The sequence below is a fragment of the Arthrobacter horti genome (assembly GCF_030731045.1).
In the GTDB taxonomy this organism is placed as follows: domain Bacteria; phylum Actinomycetota; class Actinomycetes; order Actinomycetales; family Micrococcaceae; genus Arthrobacter_E; species Arthrobacter_E nanjingensis.
Window position 1 is genome coordinate 16,838 of sequence record NZ_JAVALS010000005.1, and the last position, 21,423, is coordinate 38,260.

The window sequence follows — 21,423 nt, forward strand, 5'->3', positions numbered from 1 at the left end:
GGGCAACACGAACACCCGGGACTTCGAGAAGTACCGGGTGTTCTCAGTGTAGTGCTCGGGTGTGACAGGGAACTTACTGCGCGGGCAGCTGGAGCACCTGGCCGGGGAAGATCAGGTTGGGGTCGGACACGGTGCTCGCGTTGGCGTCCGCCAGCAGCTGCCAGCCCTTGGTGATCCCCAGCGCGTGGGCGATCTTGTCCAGGGTGTCGCCGGCCCGGACCGTGTAGGTCTTGCCGGACAACGGGACCTGGGCCACGTGCCGCGGTGCGGCCGGGACCTGAGGCTGGGCAGGCGCCTCCTGGGCAGGAGCCTGCTGAACGGGCGCCTGCTGGACCTGCGTGTTCTGCGGCTGGACGGCCTGCGGGGCCGGGGCGCCACCACCGCCGGAAAGACCCAGCTGCGCCGAGCAGGACGGCCACGCGCCCCAGCCCTGGCTCGCCTGGACCTTTTCGGCGACGGCGATCTGCTGCGCCTTCGAGGCCTGGGCGGCTGAACCGGTGCCGCCGTAGGCCTGCCAGGTGCTCTGGTCGAACTGCAGGCCGCCGTAGTAGCCGTTCCCGGTGTTGATGGACCAGTTGCCCCCGGATTCGCACTGGGCCAGGGCGTCCCAGGTGGAGCCGTCCGCGGCATTGGCCGCGGGGGCGAGAAGCGCTGCGCCGCCCAGCAGGGCGCCGGACGCGGCAAGGACGGCAAGAGACCGGCGGACGGCCGGAGAGAAGGTGTTGTTCTTCATGAGTGTCAGATGCACGGGACTCCACCGGCGCTCATTCCGTCCCCGGAAGTCCTCACGCGCCACCGGCCCCTGACAGTTGAGGTCAGGACGGAAATCGCTGCGCAGACGGTGGCGGTCGGTGGACGGCAGGACCCGGCATATGAAGCCCGTGGCGCAGAAGGCCGAAGGGCGTTGTCGCCGCACAGGCATGGACACTGGCGGAGGCGGTTCGTTACCAAACCTTTATCGAGCGTAAGGCACGGCGGCCCGGAGGCCAAGAAAAGCCATCTGTGAATCCCCTGGGACCGGGGTTCGGCGCGAAGCCGCCTACCATGGTGGAGGTGCCCGCCCCCCCGGCGGGCCGAACCCGATTCCTACGGAGGATCCATGGCCCTGAATGCTTCCACCACTGTGCCCTTCAGCCTGCCCGAAGTGGCCGCCGTCCTGGTGAACGAGGACTTCGTCCGCCACGTCAGCGAGCTCGTGGGGGGCAGCCTGGAGGAATTCACGGTGGACGGCGACACCTCCGCCGCGTTCACCGCCACCGTGGTCCGCACGGTCCCCACCACCCGGCTCCCGGACATCGCCCGCAAGGTGGTGGGCGAGACCTTGACCGTCACGCAGCGTGAGGCCTGGACCGCACCGGAGACCGACGGCAGCCGCCAGGCGGACATCCAGGTGTCCATCGCCGGAGCCCCGGTCAGCGCCAAGGCCGTGCAGAAGCTGGTGTCCGTGGACGGCCAGACCCGCATCGACGTGGAGGGCGAGGTCACCTCCTCCATCCCGTTCCTGGGCGGCAAGATCGCCGGCGCGGCCGAGCCCATGGTGGGCAAGGCCCTCAACCTGCAGGCGCAGCAGGTCCAGTCCTGGCTCGAGAGCCACTGACCCCTGTGCCTCCCCTCTGACGCCGTGCGGCGTCAGCAGCCGTTCAGAGTTCGACGACGAGCTTGCCCTTCGTCCGGCCGCTCTCCAGGCGGGCGAAGGCCTCGCCGATGCGGCCGAAGGGGTACACGGTCTCGATGACCGGTTTCAGCGCGCCGGTCTCGACGTATCCGCTCAGGACGTCGAGATCGGCGCCGCTCGGGTGCATGAGGAATCCTCTGTACCGGACCCCGTGGCGCCGGGCCAGACGGCGGATCCTGAGGCTGAGGAACCAGGCGCCGAAACCGAAGAAAGCGCCCAGGCCCACGTCCTCCTGCACCATGTGCGGCTCCGGCACCCCCACCAGCGACACCGCCAGTGAGCCCGGGCGGAGCACCGTGAACGAGTCCCGGAGGTCCCGGCCGCCCACGGTGTCCAGCACGCCGTCGTAGTCCCTCGGCAGCCCGGCGATCCGCCGGCTCCGGTAGTCGATCACCGTGCCCACACCGAGGCCGCGCACCAGGCCGGCACCCTCCGGGGAGGCGGTCGTGACGACCTCCGCCCCCAGCGCCACCGCCAGCTGGATCGCCAGGGTGCCGACGCCGCCGGCCCCGCCCGTGATGAGGATCCGGTCACCCGGACGCACCGAGAGATGGTCGCGCAGCACCTGGAGCGCGGCGAGGCCGGCCAGCGGCAGGGCAGCCGCTTCCGCGAACCCCAGCGACGCCGGCATCCGCGCCACGAACTCCTCCTGCACGGCCGCCAGCTCGGCGAACGCGCCCAGGCGCCGGTGATCCACCCGGGTGTAGACCCGGTCGCCAGGGGCGAAGTGTGTGACGCCGGTGCCCACCGCCCGAACCACCCCGGCGAGTTCATTCCCGGCCACGATGGGCAGCCGGTACCGCAGGAACCCGCGGAAGAGCCCGTCCCGTGTCTTGAGGTCCACCGGGTTCAGGCCCGCGGCGTGCACCTCGATCAGCACCTCACCCTCCCCGGGCACGGGCTCCGGGACGTCCCGCAGGCTCATCGCTTTTCCGTAATGGCTCAGCACACAGGCCTTCATGATCACTCCCCCAGCCGGAGTTCTGTGGTTCCCTTGCCCACCCACCGGCTGCGCAGCCAGCGGTCGTGCGTGGCGATGACGACGGCGCCGGCGAACGCCTCCAGCGCCTCCTCCAGCTGGTCGACCAGGGCCAGCGAGAGGTGGTTGCTGGGCTCGTCCAGCAGCAGCACATCGGGCGGGTCCGCGACGAGCGCCGCGAGCGCCACCCGGCGCTGCAGCCCCAGGCTCAGCTCCCCCACGGCACGGTCCACGTCCTGGGACGCGAGCAGGCCGAGCTCCGCCAGCGGAAGCTCCTCCGCCCGGTCCGGCCCGACGGCGCGGGCGTACCACTCGGCCGCGGTCCGCCGCGGCTCGGGGAACACGGTGTCCTGTGCCAGCCGCGCCGCCCGGGTCCCGGGCGCCCAGCGCACGTCCCCGTGGTGGGCCACGGCACCCGTCAGAGCTCCCAGCAGGGTGGACTTGCCGCTGCCGTTGGGACCGGTGAGGAGCAGTCTGCCTCCGGGCGGCAGAGCCAGGTCCACGGCGTCCAGCCGCCCCGGGACGTGCAGCCCGGTGACACGCAGGACCGGGTCCGTTCCCGGCACGGATCCGTCCCGGGACGCTGCTGGTGAGACGGGTGGCAGGGTGAAGCCGGCGAACCGCAGCGGACGCGGAGGGCGGCGCACCCGGTCCCGTTCGAGAGTCTCGAACCGCACCCTGGCGTTGCGTGCCCTGCGGGCCGTGACGCGGGCGTCCTTGTCCGTGTAGAACTTCAAGGACGCACGGGCCTCGGTTCTCGGCTCGTTGCGCCGGTTCACATTCCGCGAGCCCACTTCGATCTCATGCCGGAGGTCCGCGAGTTCCTCCTGCTCGGCTTCGTAGCGGTCCCGCCACAGGCGCATGAGGTGCTCCCGGGTCCGGCGGGCGTCGCTGTACCCGCCGCCGAAGGACCGTACGCCGAATCCGCTTCCGGCGTCGGCGCCCTCCTGGGCGTCCGCCAGCACCGCCGCGGGCACCGGAAGCGGGTCCAGGTCCACGATCCTGGTGGCCACGCGGTCCAGGAACGTCCTGTCGTGACTGGCGAAGAGGACCGGCCCCTTCCAGTCCCGCAGCACCGACTCCAGGTAGGCGACGGCCGCGTCGTCCAGGTGATTGCTCGGCTCATCCAGGAGCAGCGCGTCCGGCTCCTCGAGGATCAGTGCGGCGAGGGCCAGGCGGGCGCGCTGACCGCCGGACAGGCCGCCCACCCTGGCGTGTTCGTCCAGCCCGGAGAGACCCAGCCCGGCCAGGGCGGCCCCGCGCCGCGCGCCGGCGCTCCAGGCACCCAGCCGCTCGGCGTCGTCGATCGCCTGGGCGTAGCGCTCCGGGTCGCCGGACTCCAGCCCGGCGAGCGCCTCCAGGGCGGGTGCCTGGGCTCGGTCAAGGACCTCGGCGGCGGTGGTGTCCGGTGTGGCGTCCAGTTCCTGCGCGTAATAGCCCAGCCGTGCCGGACGGAACACCAGGCCGGTGTCCGCGTCCTGAACACCGGCAAGGATGCGCAGCAGGGTGGACTTTCCGGAGCCGTTCTCGCCGATCAGGCCGGCCCGCTGGCCCGGTGGCACGGCGAATCCGATGTCGCTGAGGACCCGGCGGCCCGCATAGCTCTGGGAGACTCCGTCCACGGCGAGGTGGTCATGGGTGAAGGTGTGGCGTGTGGCTGTCTGTGACTGCATGGAAGACCTTTCATCCGGGAGCGGTGGCTCGACCGGTGACGCGATGTCCAGTGGGATGGTCCAGTTCGATGGAATCCGGTGGAATCAGCACAGCGCCGTCCGAGGGAACGGTCCAGAGGAGAGCGCCGGGCTGCGTCAGTTCTTCACCTCTCCAGCGTAACAGCAGGCCCGCACGGTAGAATAGACACCGGTGTGCCGGGAAGTCTGGTCGGCCCATCGCCTCGCCCCTTCCGGGAGCGCTCGACGGCGGTGGCATTCCGTTCCAGCGACCCCGAGGACCACATGACACCCACCACCTCCCTCCGCGCACGCCCCGAGCGCCTCCGCGTCACGCGTCTGCTCCGCAGCGAGACCGCCGGCGGCTTCCTGCTCCTGGCCGCCACCGTGCTGGCGCTGCTCTGGGCCAACTCCCCCTGGGCCCCGGCCTACACCGCGCTCCGCGAGCTGCGGATCGGCCCCGCCGCCTGGCACCTGGACCTGAGTCTGGGCGCCTGGGCTGCGGACGGCCTGTTGGCGGTCTTCTTCTTCCTGGCAGGCCTGGAGCTCAAGCGGGAACTCCTGCACGGCGAACTCCGCGACCCGCGCAAGGCCCTGGTCCCCGTGGCCGCGGCCGTCGGCGGGGTGGCCGTTCCCGCCCTGCTGTACGTTCTGGTGAACGCAGGGAACCCGGAGACGCTGGCCGGCTGGGCCATCCCGACCGCCACGGACATCGCCTTCGCCCTGGCCGTGCTGGGCGTGGTTGGCTCGCATCTGCCGGCGGCCCTGCGGACCTTCCTGCTGACCCTCGCCGTGGTGGACGACCTGATCGCGATCGTCATCATCGCCCTGTTCTACGGCGGGGCCCTCCAGCTCGGCTACCTCCTGGGAGCCCTGATCCCGCTGGCGGCCTTCTCCGTCCTGGGCCGCATCCGGGGCGGCCGGTACGCCCGCTGGTGGCTCCTGCTCCCCCTTGCGGCACTGACCTGGGTCCTGGTGCACTCCTCCGGCATCCACGCCACGGTGGCCGGCGTCCTCCTGGCCCTCACCGTCCCCATGGGCAAGGACCTCGGCCTCGCCGACCGGCTGGAACACGGGCTGCGCCCGTTCAGTGCCGGCGTGGCGGTGCCCCTCTTCGCCTTCTTCGCGGCGGGCGTGGGCCTGGGAGGGCTCGACGGCGTGGCCTCGGCCGCCGCCGACCCGGTGGCCCTGGGCATCGTGCTCGCCTTGGTGGTGGGCAAGTCCGTGGGTGTGCTCGGCACCACCTTCGCCCTGACCCGGCTTCCCGGCGTGGCTCTGGACCGTGTCGTGCGCTGGGCCGACATGGCCGGGGTGGCACTCCTGACCGGGGTCGGCTTCACGGTCTCACTCCTGGTGGCGGAATTGTCCTTCGGCGGCGGCCACGGCGAGGATTCCCCGCACGGCGACCACGCCAAGGTGGCCATCCTGGCGGCATCCGTGCTCGCGGCGCTGCTGGGCGCCGTCGTGCTCCGGATGCGCAACCGGCACCACCGCCGGCGCGCTGAGGCGCTCTGAGGCGCTCTGAGGCGTCAGGCCGCGGTGGAGACCGCCTGGCGCAGCGCGTCCTCCGCCGCCACCCAGGCGAGCATGGCGCACTTGACGCGGGCCGGGAACTTCGCCACGCCGGACAGCGCCGCGGCGTCGCCCAGCTCCTCCGGGTCGCCCTCAAGGGTTCCCCGCGAGCGCAGCACGGCGCGGAACTCCTCGATGAGGCGGGCGAGTTCGTCCACCGTGAGATCCTCGGCGAGGTCGGTGAGCATGGAGGCGGACGCCATCGAGATGGAGCAGCCGTTGCCGAGCCACTCGAGGGACGCCACCCGGCTGTCCCCGGCACCGCCGTCCACGGCCAGGCGCAGGGTGATCTCGTCGCCGCACACCGGGTTCAACTGGTGACACTGCCCGGTGCCCTCCGGCCAGGCGGTCTCGCAGGCGGCGACCTCGCTCAGGGTGCCGCCGTGGCGGGCCTTGGAGTGCTCCAGGATGGTCTGCTGGTACAGGGATTCGAGACCGCTCATCACTTCACTCCGAAGAATCCACGGACCCCGGCGACGCCCTGAAGGAAAGCGTCCACCTCGTCCTCGGTGGTGTACAGATAAGCGCTGGCGCGTGTGGTGGCCGTGAGGCCGAAGCGCCGGTGCAGCGGCTGGGCGCAGTGGTGGCCCACCCGGACCGCGATGCCCTGGGCGTCCAGGTACTGCCCGACGTCGTGCGCGTGCACGCCGTCGACGTCGAAGGCCACCAGCGCGGCGCGCTCGACGCCGGGTGCCGGGCCGAGCAGACGGATGCCCGGGAGCTCACGCAGGCCCTCGAGCATGCGCTGGGCGAGGACACCCTCCCTCGCGTGGATGCGCTCCATGCCGGTCTCCATCAGGTACCGCGCCGCGGCGGCCATGGCGATGGCCTGGGACACCGGCTGGGTGCCTGCCTCGAAACGCTGCGGGGCCGGGAGGTAGCCGGAACGCTCCATGGTGACCGTGGTGATCATGGAGCCGCCCGTGGTGACCGGCGGCAGTGCGTCCAGCAGCTCCTGGCGGCCGTACAGCGCGCCGATGCCGGTGGGACCGAGCATCTTGTGCCCCGAGAAGACGGCGAAGTCCACGTCCAGGGCCTTGACATCCAGGGGCAGGTGCGGCGCGGACTGGCAGGCGTCCAGGACCACGAGGGCCCCGACGGCGCGTGCCAGGCCCACCAGGTGGGCCACCGGGTTGATGGTGCCCAGGACGTTGGAGACATGGGTGAAGGCCAGGACGCGGGTCTTCGGCCCGATCACGCGGGCGGCCTCGTCCAGGTCCAGGGTGCCGGCGTCCGTGACCGGAATGTACCGGAGGGCGGCGCCCGTCCGGCGGCACAGCTCCTGCCACGGCACCAGATTGGCGTGGTGCTCCATCTCCGTGACCACGATCTCATCGCAGGGGCCGACGGCGAAGCGCCGGGACTCCGCGGGAACGTCGCCGATGCTCGCATTGGAGAACGCGTAGGCCAGGAGGTTCAGGCCCGCCGTGGCGTTGGCGGTCCAGACGATCTCCTCTTCCCGCGCACCCACAAACTGCGCCACGGTGGCGCGGGCGTCCTCGAAGGCCACCGTGGCATGGGCCGCCAGGGTGTGGGCGCCGCGGTGCACGGCGGAGTTCCGCTGCTCGTAGAACTCCTGCTCGGCTTCCAGAACACTCTGCGGGTTCTGGCTCGTGGCCCCGGAGTCCAGATAGACCAGCGTCTTCCCGTTGACAAGGTGGGCCAGCAGGGGGAAGTCGTTCCGGATGCGGAGCACCTCGGTGCGGTCCAATGCCGACGGGTCCCGGCTCTCAGCCATTCACGGCCTCCTGAAGCGATTAGGTAAGATGAACGTCACTTATTCTCTCACTTCTTGCCGGGACGTGCGCTCACGCCTCCTGCCGGGGCGGTTCCTCCGTGGGTGGCAGCACCGCCGCCAGCTGTTCCCGGCCGCTGATGCCGAGCTTCCGGTAGGAGCGGAACAGGTGGCCGCCCACCGTCCGGCGGGACAGGTGCAGCTGCGCCGCGATCTGTTCGTCCGTGTGGCCGTCCCGCGCCATGCTGCACACCTCCAGCTCACGGCGCGTCAGCCGTGGTGGCGCCGGCAAGCCGACCTGGCCGGCGTCGACCACGCCTTGCTGGGACAGCACGACGTCCAGGCCATCCAGCAGCTCGCGGGCGTGGTGGGCCTCCACCCCCTGCCTCGCGCCACCGGCTTGGGCCAGTGCGGCCACCAGAACACCGCGGGCCATCAGGAGATAGCCCTGCTCCTGCAGGCCGCGGGCCACGTCCAGGGAGACGCCCAACTCGTTTCCGAGCATGGCCCGCGTGTACGCCGAGACCGCTGAGGCCCACTCCCCGTCCATCTCCGCCGCGGTCTCCGCCGCGCGTTCCAGGACGTCCATCCGGCCCAGCGCGTGGAGCAGCATCAGGCCGTCCAGTTCCAGGCCCCGGTGCCGCACCGCGCGGAGCCGCTCCACGGCCGCTTCCAGCGACTTCTCCCCCGACCCCGTGCGGTGCAGCAGCTCCCGGACGGCGTCGATGACCAGGGCCTCGTGACCGCTGAGCAGGTAGATCCCGGCCGACGGGCGGTATCCGCTCAGGAGACGTTCCGCCTCCAGACGCTGATTCCCGATCGTCGCGGCCATCGCGGCCATCGCCGTGGTGTAACCCATGAGCCGCTGGGGGTCGCTGCGGGAGAGGCTGTCGATCGACGCCGTGAGGTGCCGCATGCTGTCCCGGTACAGGCCCCGGCGGAGATCCATCACGCCCAGAACCAGCTGCGCTCCGCCTCCGAAGGAGGCGACCGCCGGCGAGGCGTCCACGGCGACCGTCTGCAGGATCTCCTCCACGGCGGTCCAGTGCCCGCCGACCGCTCCGGCCATCATCTGCCGGGCCACCAGGAACTCCGGCAGGAAGAACACGTCCTGCCGCTCGTCATGGCGGATCTGCCAGGCGTCCATGGCCAGCTTCATGGCCAGGCCCGTCTGACCGAGCGTCGCCTGGCGTTCCGACTCCAGCCCGGTCGCCACACACCAGTCCATCCGGGCGTCTGACGAGGAGCGCTCGTCCACAGGCTGGGCGAGCAATGGGGCAAGCATCTCGCCGAGCTCGTCCATCCGGCCCCGGCGTGCCAAAACGAAGGCGCGGATGACCTGCGCCCGCCGCCGGATGTCCTCCGGGCCGGCCCCGGTGCCATCCGAGGAGGGGCCGATGCGGAGGGCCTCCTCCTCGATCCGGTCGGCGTCCTGGAGGATGGCTTCCCCCGGGTCGCCTGCGGCGAGGCGGCAGGCCATGTGTAGGAGAGTCCCGAAGAGCAGCTCGCCGAGGGTGGCCGCCGGCGGAAGAGCATCGTTGAAGACCCTGAGTGCCTCCCGGTATTCGGCCCGGTTGAAGTGGACGCGGGCCTCGGCGATGCGCGCTCGACGGGCCCAGGGCCCCGAGCCGACCTCCCCGGCGAAACGGACGGCGAGCGCGTTCTGGTACAACTTGCACGCCTGGACCGCTGCCCGCACTAGCTGGCCGTCCGGCACGTCCAGCCCGGCGTCGGCAGCCCACGCCACCTGGCGGAGGAACGACTCCGTACTCAGGTCCTCATCCTCCAGATGACGGCCCAGGGCCACGTGCCAGGCCGCGCTCGTCTCGGCGCTGACCTGGGTGCGCAGGACACGCGCCATGGCCGGATACACCAGGCGGACGTTCTCCCCCTCCTGCATCAGCAGACGGATCTCCAGAAGCGCACGGATGGTCTCCGTGCCCACCACCGCGGTGACCAGGCTCTGATTGACGGGCTCCGCCAGTGCCACGAGCTCCAAGGGATGCCGCAAGCATTCGTGGAGCCGGCTCATGGTGCCGCCCACCGCCTCCCCGAGCGCCCCGCCGTCGCCGTCCGACTCCGGTTCTCCGACGCTGACCCAGTGCCCGTCCCGCAACTCCAGCCGGCCGGCGTCGCGCTCCGTCAGCGCCACCAGGGACAGCCAGTACGGGCTGCCCCCCGCCTCGCGCCAGTAGCGCCATGCGTCGGCGGTCAGGACCGGGGCTCCCAGCAGGTCCTCCAGGAAGGCCTGCCCGCGCTCCACACTGAGCGGCTCCAGGTACACCTCCTCGGCCTGTCCGGCGGACCAGAGCCGCTCCAGCGCCGGGTGCAACGGGCCCCAGGCCGGACACGCGACCACCAAGTGCAGGAGGGAGGAGGCCGTCAGGGCGGCCAGATCATCCAGGGTGCCCTCCTCCAGGCTGTCCAGCCCGTCCACCAGCACCAGGGCGCGGCCGTGCAGGAGGGCATCGGCGTCATCCCAGTCGATGCTCCCGCCACGGACCACGGGGAGGAGCCCACCCAGCACCGCCTCCAGCCGGTCAAGGAGCGCCGTGACCCCCATGCCCAGCTCGGCGCGCAAGAGCACGGCAGGTGCGCCCTCCTTCAACAGCAGCTTCTGGACCAGTTCCAGTTCCAGTCCCCGGCAGAATGGACGTCCTGGCATCGTCAGCTCCTCAGAACGAACGCATTGGACGGCCTGATCCCTTCATGGGAGAACATGAGCTGCTCCCGGGAGCGGATTCCCAGCTTGATGAAGGCCTGGTACAGGTGACCCTCGACGGTGCGCACGGAGAGCCCGATCCGGTCCGCGATCATCTTGTTGCTCAGGCCCCGCTCGGCCAGGCGCGTGACCTGCAGTTCACGCTGTGTGAGCGTCCCGAAGTCGCCGGTGGCGTTCAGGAGGCCCGAATCGATGGGCTTCCTCAGGCGCGCGGCCCGCACCCCCGCCTCTTCGGCCATCCGGCCCAGGCCCCGTTCCAGCGCCAGCTGGGCCATGGTGGACACGCAACGCAGTTCCACCACCCGCAGGCCCAGCTCCGCAGCGCCGTCCGCGGCTTCACACGCCAGGACCGGGTCACGCTCCAGGATCGCCCGCGCCCAGAGCCTGTTGATGCGGGCCATGGGCCCCTGCCGCTGGGCGGAGACCTCCGCCAGCAGCTCGATGTCGGAGCCGCTGGCATAGTGCAGCGCCCCGAAGAGACTGATCGACGCCGTGGTGGGGCGGCCGCGTTCCACGTCCAGACGGGCGCCCTCCACCAGCTGAACGGAGGCTTTGGCATCCCCCAGCCAGCGCCGGGCCATGAGGGAGCAGAAGGTGGACAGGGCCGTGTTGGTCCAGGGCTCCGGCGCCGTGCAGGCGTCCGCCAGGGCGAGCTGTTCGATCGCTTCGGCCTCGTGATTGCACTGCGCGTAGGCGAAGGCGAGAGCGGCGTGCGCCACCCGAAGGTAGCCGAGATACGCCTGCCCCCCGAGCTGTGCCACGGAACTCAGGAGGATCTCGATCGCCTCCTCTCCCTGCCCGGCGTACACGTGGGCCAGACCGAGTCCCAGCTCCATGACGCCGCCGTGAAGACGCGTCGCGTCCGGGCGGGTCTCCATGATGTGCTCCAGGAAGCCCAGGCAGAGCTTGTTCCGTCCGGACCAGATGAGCCCCAGGAGGAGGCCTTCCGAGTAGTACTCGTAGAGCCGCAGGGACAGCCGTGTCTCGGCGATCTCGCCGCCGATGCGCTCGGCGAGGGCGATCGCCTCCTCTTCACGGCCCACAACCACCCAGGCGGTCACGAGGAGACTGGACGCGCTGAGCCGGTAGACCGGATCGTCCTGCGTGGCGGCGGCTTTCTCCAGCCCGTCCACCATGGCCGGGAACTCACCCAGGTGGAGGCCCAGTTCCCAGCGTCCCAGCCGGGCCTGCCGCCGGGCGTGCTCGAGTTCACGCTCCCCGGTGGACCCGGCGTGGGCGGCCTTCCTGATGCGCTCGTCCAGTTCGCCCAGGATCCGCCGAATCCTTTCATACCCGCCGGGGAGCCAGATCAGGGCCCCACAATGCACCAGGGCCAGTTCGGCACGCAGCCCCAGGCCGGCCGATTCCAGGATCGCCTCTGGGACGGCCTCGATCTCCGCCGCGGCCCGGCTGTACTCGCCCATGACGCGGAGTGCGTGGACCCGTTCCAGGACGGCGTGCGCCCCGAGCTCGTGATCCAGCGGGATGCCGTTCAGACATCTCCGGGCCAGGACCGGTTCCAGCGCGGCGTTGGCGGCCCGCGCGGCCTGCAGGGCGGCTTCGGCGCTGAAGAGCACACCACCTTCCGTCGCCAGACGGGCCACGGAAACCAAGGAGTCCGGATCCAGATCTCCCAGGCCCTCCCCGGCGACGCTCGCGATGTCCTGCAGGAGCGCTGTCCTGTGGGCGTCCGAGGAGAAGAGCCTCAGCGCCTCCGCAAGGTGCGGCGCCCGGGGCATGAGGAGCCGGTGGGCGTCGCCGGACCAGCGCACCAGCCCCGCAGCTTCCAGTTCCTCGAGCGCCTGTGCCCCGACCACGCGTTCCGCGAGCGGGCGGGGCGCCTGGCCCAGCACCGCGAGCTTCTGAAGGGCCACCCGTAGATGCGGCGACACCCGGGACAGTTCCCCCTGGACCACCCTGCTCAGCGGGCCGCCCTCACGGACCTCCGTGGTGCCGTTGAGGACCCAGCAGCTCTGGGTCCTCACCAGGCTTCCCAGGGTCCGCAGCTCTTCGAAGTAAGCGTGGGCCACCGTGAGGTTACCCTCCGACATGCCCATGAGCAGTTGCGTGACGGTCTCCGACATGATGGCGCCCGTGGCCTCCCGGACCATGTCGCGGAGATCGGGACGGCGCAGGGGCCTGAGCTCGTGAAGCGCCAGAAGCCCGGCCTCGGCCAGCCGGATGCAGTCCGGGTCCTCCTCCGACGCCGCGTGCCGGGTGAACAGTGCCCGCGCGGAGCCCGCTTCCAGGAGCTCCATGACATCGGCCCGGGCCTGGCCGCGGAGGGTGGAGATGTCATCGACGATCAGGAGTGGAGTACGGCCACCTCCCCGGACCTGCTCCAGGGTGCGGGACCACCAACGGGCCACGGCGGAACGTGAGGGCATGGGATTGGGCACGCGGACGGCGTCCTGCCCCGTGGCGAGGATGGTGAGGAGTTCACTCTTGCCGGAACCACGCGCCCCGGTAAGGAGAACAGCAGGGTGTAGTTCCAGGAGACGGCGCACGGTTCCGACGTCCCGGTTCCGGCCGGCGGCCGTCCAGTGGAAGCGCTCCGCCGCGCCCAGTGGCTGACGTGGTTCCCTGTCCAGCGCCTGAGCGCTGTGCCGAGGAGGCCAAACCCCCAAACCCTTACCTCCTGGTCATGCAGGTCCGCTTCCCCCGGCGGACATCCACATTATCTGGGATCGAGGCTACTCCCAGGAAACGCCGAAATCGATCATGACCTTGCGTGAACGCCGTGTCAGGACTCAGCCTCCGGCCGAGTGGAAGCGCTGCTGGGCGGCCAGCAGGCCGGCGTCGATCAGCTGCTCGACGGCGTCCGCCGCGTCGCCGAGGAGGAACGGCAGCTCCTTGCGCTCCGTCGTCGAGAAATCCTTGAGGACGTAATCGGCGGTGTCCATGCGGCCCGACGGCCGGCCGACACCGACCCGTACCCGCAGGTAGTCCTTGGTGGCCAGCGCCTTGGTGATGTCGCGGAGGCCGTTATGCCCGCCCTCGCCGCCGCCGAGCTTGAGCTTGACCGTGTTGAAGGGGATGTCGATCTCGTCATGGACGGCCACCACGTGGTCCGGCTCCACGGCGAAGAAGCGGGTCAGGGCCGAGGTGGAACCGCCGGAGAGGTTCATATAGCTCATGGGCTTGGCCAGCAGGATCTTGGGGCCGCCGATCCGGAACCGCCCCTCGGCCAGCTGCGCGCGGGTCTTGTGGACAGTGAAGCGGGTCCCCATGCGCTGCGCCAGTTCGTCCAGCACCATCTGCCCCACATTGTGCCGGTTGCCCGCATACTGCGTTCCCGGGTTGCCCAGTCCGACCACCAGCCATGTTTCGCTCACCGGGATATTTTACTCATCCGGCGCAGGGTGCCCGGACGCACGAAGGGCCGGGTCCATGAGGACCCGGCCCTTCGATCGCAGCAGAGTGATCAGGCGACGACGAGGTCGGTGTGCTCGATCTCCTGGCGCACGGCGTTGCGCTGGATGTCCTTGACGACGACCTTGATCTCCTTGCCGTCCACATCCAGGGTCAGCGCGGCGTTCTTGATGCCACGCACGGCGAGGGTGAACTCGCGGGCCGGGAGGGTGACGTGCAGGGTCTCGGTGCCGTTGCCGTAGATCACGGCGGGGATGCGGCCGGCAACGCGGGCGCGGCGGGCGTAGCCCTTGCCGAATTCGGTGCGCAGTTCTGCGGCGAGCTTGGTCTCAGACATAAGGAGGGCTCCTCTCAATTGATGGGGCGGCGGGACAAGTCCGGCCACCCGGCGGCCGTGAGGCCGGCCTGGGAGCCCAGGACCCAGTCGATCACGGAACCGCATCCGCGGTTCCCTCGCCAAGGTGACGGTCCAGTTTAGCAGGCGCGGCGGTGGACTGGCGGACGTGCAGGCGCGGGATGAGTTCGCGGTGCTCCGCCGCGCTGCCCGGGCCTCCGCGGCCGCGCACACTGATGGCTTCGCCGATCCGGCCCACCAGTCGTTGCACGGCCTGCTGTCCCACAGCCTCCCTCCAAGGCGCGACGGCGGTGATCGGCACCGCGGCGACGGCCGCGAAGACGTCGTCGTAGCTGATCAGGGAGACGCGGGCCGGAACGTCGACGCCGGCGTCGTCCAGCCAGGCGAGACAGCGCAGAGCGAGCACGTCATTGTGGACCAGGAACGCCGTGGCGCCTGCCTCCACGAGTTCCAGGATCCTGTCCCGGACCGTCTCTTCGTGGTCGGCGGAGAAGCGCACGGTCCCCAGGGATTCGATGCCGAGGGACGCCACGGCGGAGCGGTACCCGGCCAGGACGTGGGTGGAGTTGGGCCCGGTGATGGCCACGCAGGCGATCCTGGTGTGGCCCAGTTCCGCGAGGTGGTGCACGGCCAGCGTGGCGCCGACTGCGTGGGAGGAGCTGATGGAGTCCAGGACGCCCGCGGCACCGCCGGAGGCGACGGGCCGTTCGATGAGGACCACGGGGACGGACAGGGAGACGAGCCACTGCTGCTGCTCGGCATCCAGCTGGCCACTGTCGAACTCCGGGGTGGGGGCGATGACCAGGCCGTCAACGCCCTTGGCGAGGAGCCGGTCCACCTGCTGGAGCTCGGTGGCCTTGTCGTAGCCGGAGATCCCCAGGACCAGGCTGCAGCCGGCCGCCGCGGCCGCCGCCTTGGCACCTTCGATGACGCGCTCGTAGTAGTAGTCCCCCGCCGGGATGACCATGCCGAGGACGTACTTCTCCACGGCCCCGGCCCGTCCCGCAGTCTGGACCGGCCGCACGGTCCCGTGCGTGCGGTGCAGCAGGCCGCGGGCGGCGAGGGTCTCGACGTCGCGCCGCAGGGTCACCGAGGAGACGCCCAGCCGCTCGGAGAGCTCGCGGACGTTCTGCTCGCCTTCCCGTTTCAGGACGTCAAGGATCCCGCGCCGTCGCTCTTCGACACTGCGGCTCATGCCACCCACCTCCCGGCTCGGATCGGATCTCGTGGCCCGAGGCTATCACCGGAAAACTTTCGTGTGTTTCGAATCGAGCTCTTTTTGATCGAACCGAGCACTGCCGCACCTAGGCTGAGACGGACTCGCCCCGGTGAGATGCATCACAACCCTAGGAGTAACCCATGCGAAAGATTCGCAAAACCCACGTCGTGGTCGCCGTGGCAGGAGCCCTGTCCGCCGCGCTCCTCGCGGGATGTTCCAGCGGAACCGCCCCGGCGGCCCAGAGCACCCGGAGCGGACCCGTGGAGATCACCTTCTCCTCCTGGCTCAAGGGGTCCAAGCAGGTGGTCGAAGCGTTCAACGCCTCCCACCCGGACATCAAGGTCACCTTCAAGGAGGTCGCGTCCAGCAAGGACAACTACCCGGCCCTGACCAACCAGGTGAAGGCGGGCAACGCCCCGGACGTGGTGACCGTGGAGTACCCGCACGTGTCCGAGATGGCCACCCAGGGCGTCCTGCAGGACATCTCCAAGCCTGCCGGCGACTTCGTCAAGAGCAAGTTCGACCCCGCCGCCCAGTCACTGGTGACGTTCGGCGGAGCCACTTGGGGAGTCCCCCTGGACGCCGGCGTCCTGGAGTTCTTCTACCGGGAGGACCTGTTCACCAAGTACGGCATCGAGGTCCCCAAGACCTGGGCCGAGTATGAGGCCGCCGCCGCCAAGGTGGCCACCGCGGACCCCGCGGTCCGTCTGGGCTCCACCGTGGTGGGCGACTCGGCGCTCATGGCCGCGCTGTCCTGGCAGAACGGTGCCAAGTGGGGCGGTGTGGACGGCGACTCCTGGAAGATCGACGTCAACAGCCAGGCCAGTATGGACGCCATGAAGGTCCACCAGGACCTCTTCGACAAGAAGCTCGTCTGGGCCGATGACGACCCGGTCCTCCAGAAGAAGCAGGCGGCCGGTCAGATGCTCTCCGTCATCAGCGGCGCCTGGTACGGAGCGGCCCTGCGCAGCAGCTTCCCCGACCAGGCCGGCAAGTGGCGGGTGGCCCCGCTGCCCGCACCGACGTCCGCCCCGGCCACCGCGTTCTACGGCGGCTCCACCTTCGGGATCTCCAAGAACAGCACCAAGGCGGACGCCGGCGTGAAGTTCATCGAATGGATGACCACTGATCCGGCGGCCATCTCGGCCCGTATCGGGGGCACTTCCAGCACCTTCCCGATCAACACGGAGGCCAACGCCGCGGCCGCCAAGACGTTCGACAAGGCGTTCTTCGGCGGACAGGACATCTACGCGAACGCCGCCGCCGGGCTGAAGACCGTCCCGTCCGGCTGGACCTGGACGCCGGGCACCCCGACCACCTTCTCCAAGCTCGCGGACGGCGGAGCCCAGGTGAAGGCCGGCAAGGCCACCCTCAGCCAGATCCTCGATCAGGCCCAGGACGCCACTGTGGCAGACCTGAAGAACCGCGGGATCTCCATCAAGTGACATCGCGGAGGGCCCGTGGGGCCGGCCACGCAGCGCGTCGCCGGCCCCGCGGGCCCTCCGCCTGAGCCGAAAGGGGCCATCATGGCGCTCACCCAAGCATCCGGCACGCGGACCGAGCCGCGCCGGCCGAGCCGGAAGGGCACGCTGACCGCGCTCCTCTTCCTGGCGCCGTTCTTCGTCCTCTTCTTCGCCTTCACTGTCTTCCCGGTGCTGTACTCCTGCTACCTGTCCCTCTTCAAGGACAAGGCCGCAGGCCTGGGCCTGGGCGCGGTGCAGAAGGTCTTCGTGGGCGGGGAGAACTACCTGCGGGCGCTCACCGACCCCGCGTACACCTCCAGTTTCGGAAACATCGCCGTCTACTGCCTCATCTACATCCCGGTGATGATCGTCCTCTCGCTCTCCATCGCCCTGCTGCTGGACTCCGCGGCGGCGAAGGCACGCGGCTTCTTCCGGCTCGCCTTCTACCTGCCGAACATCGTTCCGGGGCTCATCGCGGCAGTCATCTGGCTGTACCTGTACACCCCGGAGATCAGCCCCATCGTGGACGCGGTGAAGGCCTCCGGCGGCACCTGGGACCTCAGCAGCACCCTGGCCGCCTACTTCTCCATCTCCAACATCACCGTGTGGATGCACACCGGCTACAACGTCATCCTCTTCTACGCCGCCCTCCAGGCGGTGCCCAAGGAAGTCCTGGAGGCGGCCACCGTGGACGGCGCCGGGCCGTTCCGCACGGCCGTCGCCATCAAGGCCCGCATGATCGCCGGAGCCGTCAGCGTGGCCACGCTCTTCACGGTGGTCGGCGCCATGCAGCTGTTCGCGGAACCGCTGCTCCTGAAGACCAAGGCCACGGCGATCACCAGCACCTGGACGCCCAACATGTTCATCTACGACGCGGCGTTCGACAAGCACGATTTCGGATACGCGGCCGCCTCGGCCCTGACCTTCGCCGTCCTCATCGGCGTCATGTCGTGGGCGGTCACCAAGCTCGGCTCCAAGGCGGACCAATGACCACCCTCACCTCCCCCACGCAGCCGGCCCAGCGGACCGCGCCGGCCCCGGCAGGCCGCCGTCGTCCCCTGCAGAGGGTCACCTGGAGCTCACGCCTGGTGGTCAACCTGGTGCTGGTGCTCTTCAGCCTGTACACGCTCCTGCCCCTGAGCTGGCTGGTCATCGCAGCCACCAAGGACTCCCAGAACCTCTTCGGCTCCCCCGGCTTCACCTTCGGGCAGCTGAACCTGCTGGAGAACCTCACGGAACTGTTCACCTGGGAGCACGGCACCTACCTGCACTGGCTCGGGAACACCGCACTGTACGCGGGGCTCGGCTCGGTGACCAGTGTGGCCGTGTCCTTCCTGGCCGGGCACGCGTTCGACAAGTTCGACTTCCCCGGCAAGGAACGCTGGTTCTCCTTCGTCCTGCTGGGTGTGCTCCTGCCCGGCGCCGTGACCACCATGCCGCTCTACCTGATGGCGTCCAGCATCGGACTGGTCAACACTTTCTGGGGCGTCTTCCTGCCCGGCCTGGCCAGCCCGTTCGGCGTGTACCTGGCCCGCATGTTCTGCAAGAGCTACGTGCCGAAAGAACTCGTGGAGGCGGCCCGGATCGACGGCGCCGGTGAACTGCGGATCTTCTTCGCCGTGGCGGCCCCCCTCATGAAGCCCGGCATCGTGACCCTGCTCCTGATGACCTTCAGCGCCATCTGGAACAACTTCTTCCTGCCGCTGGTGATGCTCAGCGATTCCAGCCTGTTTCCCGTGGCCCTGGGCATCTACTCCTGGAACTCCCGGGTCAGCGCGGACCCGGAGTTCGCCCACTTGGTGGTCACCGGCTCGCTCGTGGCCATCATCCCCGTGATCGGGCTGTTCCTGGGCCTGCAGCGCTTCTGGAAGGGCGGCCTGGGGGCCGGCGCCCTGAAGTAGCCGTCCTGAAGCAGCCGCCCAGGAAGCACGTCCCGGAAACGGCAGTGGCCGCCACCCCGAACGGGTGGCGGCCACTGCCATGCCCGGAGGCGAGGATCAGGCCTTGCCGTCGAAGAGGCTGGTTACCGAGCCGTCGTCGAACACTTCGCGGATGGCGCGCGCGATCAGCGGCGCGATGGAGAGCACCGTCAGGTTCGGGAAGCGCTTCTCCGCCGGAATCGGCAGGGTGTTGGTGACCACGACCTCGCGAGCACCGGACTCGGCCAGGCGTTCTGCGGCCGGGCCGGAGAACACGGCGTGGGTGCAGGCGATGATGACGTCCTTGGCACCGGCGTTCTTCAGCACCTGGACGGCACCGGAGATGGTTCCGCCGGTGTCGATCATGTCGTCGATCAGCACGCAGGTGCGGCCCTCGACCTGGCCCACGACGGTCTTGGAGACGGCCTGGTTGGGGACGGTGAGGTCGCGGCTCTTGTGCACGAACGCCAGCGGGGCGCCGCCCAGGCGCTCGGCCCACTGCTCGGCGACGCGGACGCGGCCGGTGTCCGGGGAGACCACGGTGATGTTGTCCGCGGAGACCTTGGTACGGATGTAGTCGGCCAGGAGCGGGATGGCCATGAGGTGGTCCACGGGGCCGTCGAAGAAGCCCTGGATCTGGCTGGTGTGCAGGTCCACGCTCATGACGCGGTTGGCACCGGCGGTCTTGTAGAGGTCCGCCACCAGACGGGCGGAGATGGGCTCGCGGCCGCGGCCCTTCTTGTCCTGGCGGGCGTACGGGTAGAACGGGGACACCACGGTGATGCGCTTGGCGGAGGCGCGCTTCATGGCATCGATCATGATCAGCTGCTCCATGAGCCAGTTGTTCATGGGCGCCGGGTGGGACTGGATGACGAAGACATCGGTACCGCGCACGCTCTCGCCGGGACGGACATAGAGCTCGCCGTTGGCGAATTCGTAAGCGTCCAGCGGAAGCAGGGAGGTGCCCAGCTCACGTGCGATCTCCTGTGCAAGCTCCGGGTGGGCCCGTCCGCTCGCAAGGACCAGTTTCTTCTCGCCGTTCGCGGTGATTGCGGACATTGTCATTCGCCTTCTGTCGTGGGTTCGCTCTGGGAGGAAGTCTGCGGGGTCGCCGAAGCCTGCGCAAGCTGCGCGGAAATGCTACCGGGACGGTTGGTGATCACCCAGTCCTGGGCGTTGCGCTGGGGGGATGCGTTGATCGCCAGAGCGCCGGCCGGGACGTCCTTGCGGATCACGGCACCGGCACCGGAATAGGCGCCGTCACCCACGGTGACCGGGGCGACGAACACGGTGTTGGAGCCGGTCCGGACGCCGGAGCCGATCACGGTGCGGTGCTTCTTCTCGCCGTCGTAGTTGGCGGTGATGTTGCCGCAGCCGATGTTGGTGTTCTCGCCGATCTCAGCGTCCCCGGCATAGCCGAGGTGGGAGAGCTTGGAGCCCGCGCCGATGATCACATTCTTGGTCTCGTAGAAGGCGCCGATCTTGCCCTTCTCCCCCAGGACGGTGCCCGGGCGGAGGTAGGTGAACGGCCCCACGGAGGCGCCGGCCTTGATCTCGGAGGACGAACCGTGCGTGCGGATCACCTTGGCACCCTCGCCGATCACCATGTCGGTGAGCGTGCAGTCGGGGCCGACGACGGCGTCGCGCGCCACGCGGGTGGTGCCGTGCAGCTGGGTGCCGGGCAGGATGGTGACGTCCTCATCCAGGGTCACGGTGCCGTCGATCCAGGTGGTCGCGGGGTCGACGACGGTCACACCGGCGCGCATCCAGGACTGAACGATGCGGCGGTTCAGCTCGGCGCCGAGGGCGGCCAGCTGAACGCGGTCATTGGCGCCCTCCACCTGCCAGCGGTCCTCGGTGACGACGGCGGCCACGCGGCCGCCGCGCTCCCGGGCGATCGCCAGAACGTCGGTGAGGTACTTCTCAGCCTGCGCGTTGTCCGTGGTGACGTCCTTGAGCGCGTCCCGCAGAACGGCGGCGTCGAAGGCGTAGATGCCGGAGTTGATCTCCCGGATTGCCCGCTCGGCGTCGCTGGCGTCCTTGTGCTCACGGATGCCGAGCACGGAGCCGTCCTCGGCGCGCAGGATGCGGCCGTAGCCGGTGGCGTCCGCCAGGACGGTGGTGAGGACGGTGACGGCGTTGGCCTGCTCATGGTGGGCGGCGAGCAGCTGCTCCAGGCTTGCCGTGGTGAGGAGGGGGACGTCACCGTAGGTGACGATCACGGTGCCGTCCACCACGCCGTCGGCGTCCAGGGCGTCCAGGCCCTGCTCCACGGCGCGGCCGGTGCCGGGGACCTCGTCCTGGTCCACGATCAAGGCGTCCGTGGCGATCTCGGCCAGGTGGGCGGCCACCAGGTCACGCTGGTGGCGGACCAGGACGGCCAGGCGCTCCGGGCCGATGCCGCGCGCGGCGTCCAGGGCGTGGCCCACCAGGGACTTACCGCCGATGCGGTGCAGGATCTTGGGGGTACGGGACTTCATCCGGGTGCCGGCGCCGGCTGCCAGGACGATGACTGCAGCGGCCTTGTTTTCGGCATTGCTCACGGATGGAACTCCTCATCTGCGGTGCTGACCCACGGATGAACCGCGGTGCTGTGCGTTCCGCCCATAGGATTCGAACCTATACTCCGAGGCTCCAAAGGCCTGGGTGCTGCCATTACACCAGAGCGGACCGTGCCGGAAGCTGCTGCTCGCCCCTGCCGGGCACAGACAACCATTCTGCCACGCGCCCGGCGCAGGTGCG

16 protein-coding genes, 1 tRNA gene and 1 pseudogene are annotated in these 21,423 nt (G+C 69.9%); 5 read left to right on the top strand and 13 right to left on the bottom strand.

What is annotated here, in order from left to right:
• Positions 1-73: 73 nt before the first annotated feature.
• Positions 74-733 carry a transglycosylase family protein gene (locus Q9R02_RS09090; protein WP_305996524.1) on the bottom strand — a complete coding sequence of 220 codons (660 nt, stop codon included), beginning with the start codon at positions 731-733 and terminating at the stop codon, positions 74-76.
• A 366-nt stretch (positions 734-1,099) separates the two neighbouring features.
• Between Q9R02_RS09090 and Q9R02_RS09095 the strand changes: the two genes are divergently transcribed.
• On the top strand, positions 1,100-1,597 hold the full coding sequence (locus tag Q9R02_RS09095; protein WP_305996358.1) for a DUF2505 domain-containing protein: 498 nt from the start codon (positions 1,100-1,102) through the stop codon (positions 1,595-1,597).
• Positions 1,598-1,640: 43 nt separating this feature from the next.
• Here Q9R02_RS09095 and Q9R02_RS09100 read toward each other — a convergent pair whose 3' ends face one another.
• Both Q9R02_RS09100 and Q9R02_RS09105 read right to left on the bottom strand, forming a co-directional pair.
• Positions 1,641-2,600: an NADP-dependent oxidoreductase gene (locus tag Q9R02_RS09100; RefSeq protein WP_305996359.1), complete on the bottom strand. Its 960-nt coding sequence runs from the start codon at positions 2,598-2,600 to the stop codon at positions 1,641-1,643.
• 38 nt (positions 2,601-2,638) lie between these two features.
• Positions 2,639-4,327, bottom strand: coding sequence for an ABC-F family ATP-binding cassette domain-containing protein (locus Q9R02_RS09105; protein WP_305996360.1), 1,689 nt, complete (start codon positions 4,325-4,327; stop codon positions 2,639-2,641).
• A gap of 282 nt (positions 4,328-4,609) precedes the next feature.
• On the opposite strand from Q9R02_RS09105, the gene nhaA reads away from it, so the two are divergent.
• Positions 4,610-5,839 carry a Na+/H+ antiporter NhaA gene (gene nhaA, locus Q9R02_RS09110; RefSeq protein WP_305996361.1) on the top strand — a complete coding sequence of 410 codons (1,230 nt, stop codon included), beginning with the start codon at positions 4,610-4,612 and terminating at the stop codon, positions 5,837-5,839.
• Positions 5,840-5,853: 14 nt separating this feature from the next.
• Here the strand turns inward: nhaA and sufU are convergent, their stop codons facing one another.
• From sufU to Q9R02_RS09145, 7 genes and pseudogenes are all read right to left on the bottom strand, one after another.
• On the bottom strand, positions 5,854-6,339 hold the full coding sequence (gene sufU / locus Q9R02_RS09115; protein WP_305996362.1) for a Fe-S cluster assembly sulfur transfer protein SufU: 486 nt from the start codon (positions 6,337-6,339) through the stop codon (positions 5,854-5,856).
• The gene (locus tag Q9R02_RS09120; RefSeq protein ID WP_305996363.1) at positions 6,339-7,634 is read right to left on the bottom strand and encodes a SufS family cysteine desulfurase; all 1,296 of its coding nucleotides are present in this window, start codon (positions 7,632-7,634) and stop codon (positions 6,339-6,341) included. Before Q9R02_RS09120 ends, sufU begins: the two co-directional genes overlap by 1 nt.
• A gap of 70 nt (positions 7,635-7,704) precedes the next feature.
• Positions 7,705-10,296, bottom strand: a complete 2,592-nt coding sequence (locus Q9R02_RS09125) for a helix-turn-helix transcriptional regulator (RefSeq protein WP_305996364.1) — start codon at positions 10,294-10,296, stop codon at positions 7,705-7,707.
• A gap of 2 nt (positions 10,297-10,298) precedes the next feature.
• Complete coding sequence (locus Q9R02_RS09130) at positions 10,299-12,980, bottom strand: helix-turn-helix transcriptional regulator (protein WP_305996365.1); 2,682 nt, start codon at positions 12,978-12,980, stop codon at positions 10,299-10,301.
• A gap of 123 nt (positions 12,981-13,103) precedes the next feature.
• Positions 13,104-13,688, bottom strand: coding sequence for an aminoacyl-tRNA hydrolase (pth, locus tag Q9R02_RS09135; protein WP_305996366.1), 585 nt, complete (start codon positions 13,686-13,688; stop codon positions 13,104-13,106).
• A 98-nt stretch (positions 13,689-13,786) separates the two neighbouring features.
• Positions 13,787-14,062: pseudogene (locus tag Q9R02_RS09140) on the bottom strand (50S ribosomal protein L25); the annotation flags it as partial.
• Positions 14,063-14,153: 91 nt separating this feature from the next.
• A complete protein-coding gene (locus Q9R02_RS09145; protein WP_305996368.1) occupies positions 14,154-15,275 on the bottom strand; it encodes a substrate-binding domain-containing protein in 1,122 nt (373 codons plus the stop codon).
• 164 nt (positions 15,276-15,439) lie between these two features.
• Here Q9R02_RS09145 and Q9R02_RS09150 point away from each other — a divergent pair, with 164 nt between their 5' ends.
• The 3 genes from Q9R02_RS09150 (at position 15,440) to Q9R02_RS09160 (ending at position 18,663) form a co-directional block, all read left to right on the top strand.
• Positions 15,440-16,744, top strand: coding sequence for an ABC transporter substrate-binding protein (locus Q9R02_RS09150; protein ID WP_305996369.1), 1,305 nt, complete (start codon positions 15,440-15,442; stop codon positions 16,742-16,744).
• A gap of 81 nt (positions 16,745-16,825) precedes the next feature.
• Entirely contained in the window at positions 16,826-17,752 is a 927-nt protein-coding gene (locus tag Q9R02_RS09155) for a carbohydrate ABC transporter permease (RefSeq protein WP_305996370.1), read from the top strand.
• A complete protein-coding gene (locus Q9R02_RS09160) occupies positions 17,749-18,663 on the top strand; it encodes a carbohydrate ABC transporter permease (protein ID WP_305996371.1) in 915 nt (304 codons plus the stop codon). The genes Q9R02_RS09155 and Q9R02_RS09160 overlap by 4 nt, the downstream gene beginning before the upstream one ends.
• A 96-nt stretch (positions 18,664-18,759) precedes the next feature.
• On the opposite strand, the gene Q9R02_RS09165 is transcribed toward Q9R02_RS09160, so the two are convergent.
• The 3 genes from Q9R02_RS09165 to Q9R02_RS09175 form a co-directional block, all read right to left on the bottom strand.
• The gene (locus tag Q9R02_RS09165) at positions 18,760-19,740 is read right to left on the bottom strand and encodes a ribose-phosphate diphosphokinase (RefSeq protein ID WP_305996372.1); all 981 of its coding nucleotides are present in this window, start codon (positions 19,738-19,740) and stop codon (positions 18,760-18,762) included.
• A 2-nt stretch (positions 19,741-19,742) separates the two neighbouring features.
• Positions 19,743-21,224, bottom strand: a complete 1,482-nt coding sequence (gene glmU / locus Q9R02_RS09170; RefSeq protein ID WP_305996373.1) for a bifunctional UDP-N-acetylglucosamine diphosphorylase/glucosamine-1-phosphate N-acetyltransferase GlmU — start codon at positions 21,222-21,224, stop codon at positions 19,743-19,745.
• A gap of 55 nt (positions 21,225-21,279) precedes the next feature.
• Positions 21,280-21,351, bottom strand: a tRNA-Gln gene (locus Q9R02_RS09175).
• Between the last annotated feature and the right edge of the window lie 72 nt (positions 21,352-21,423).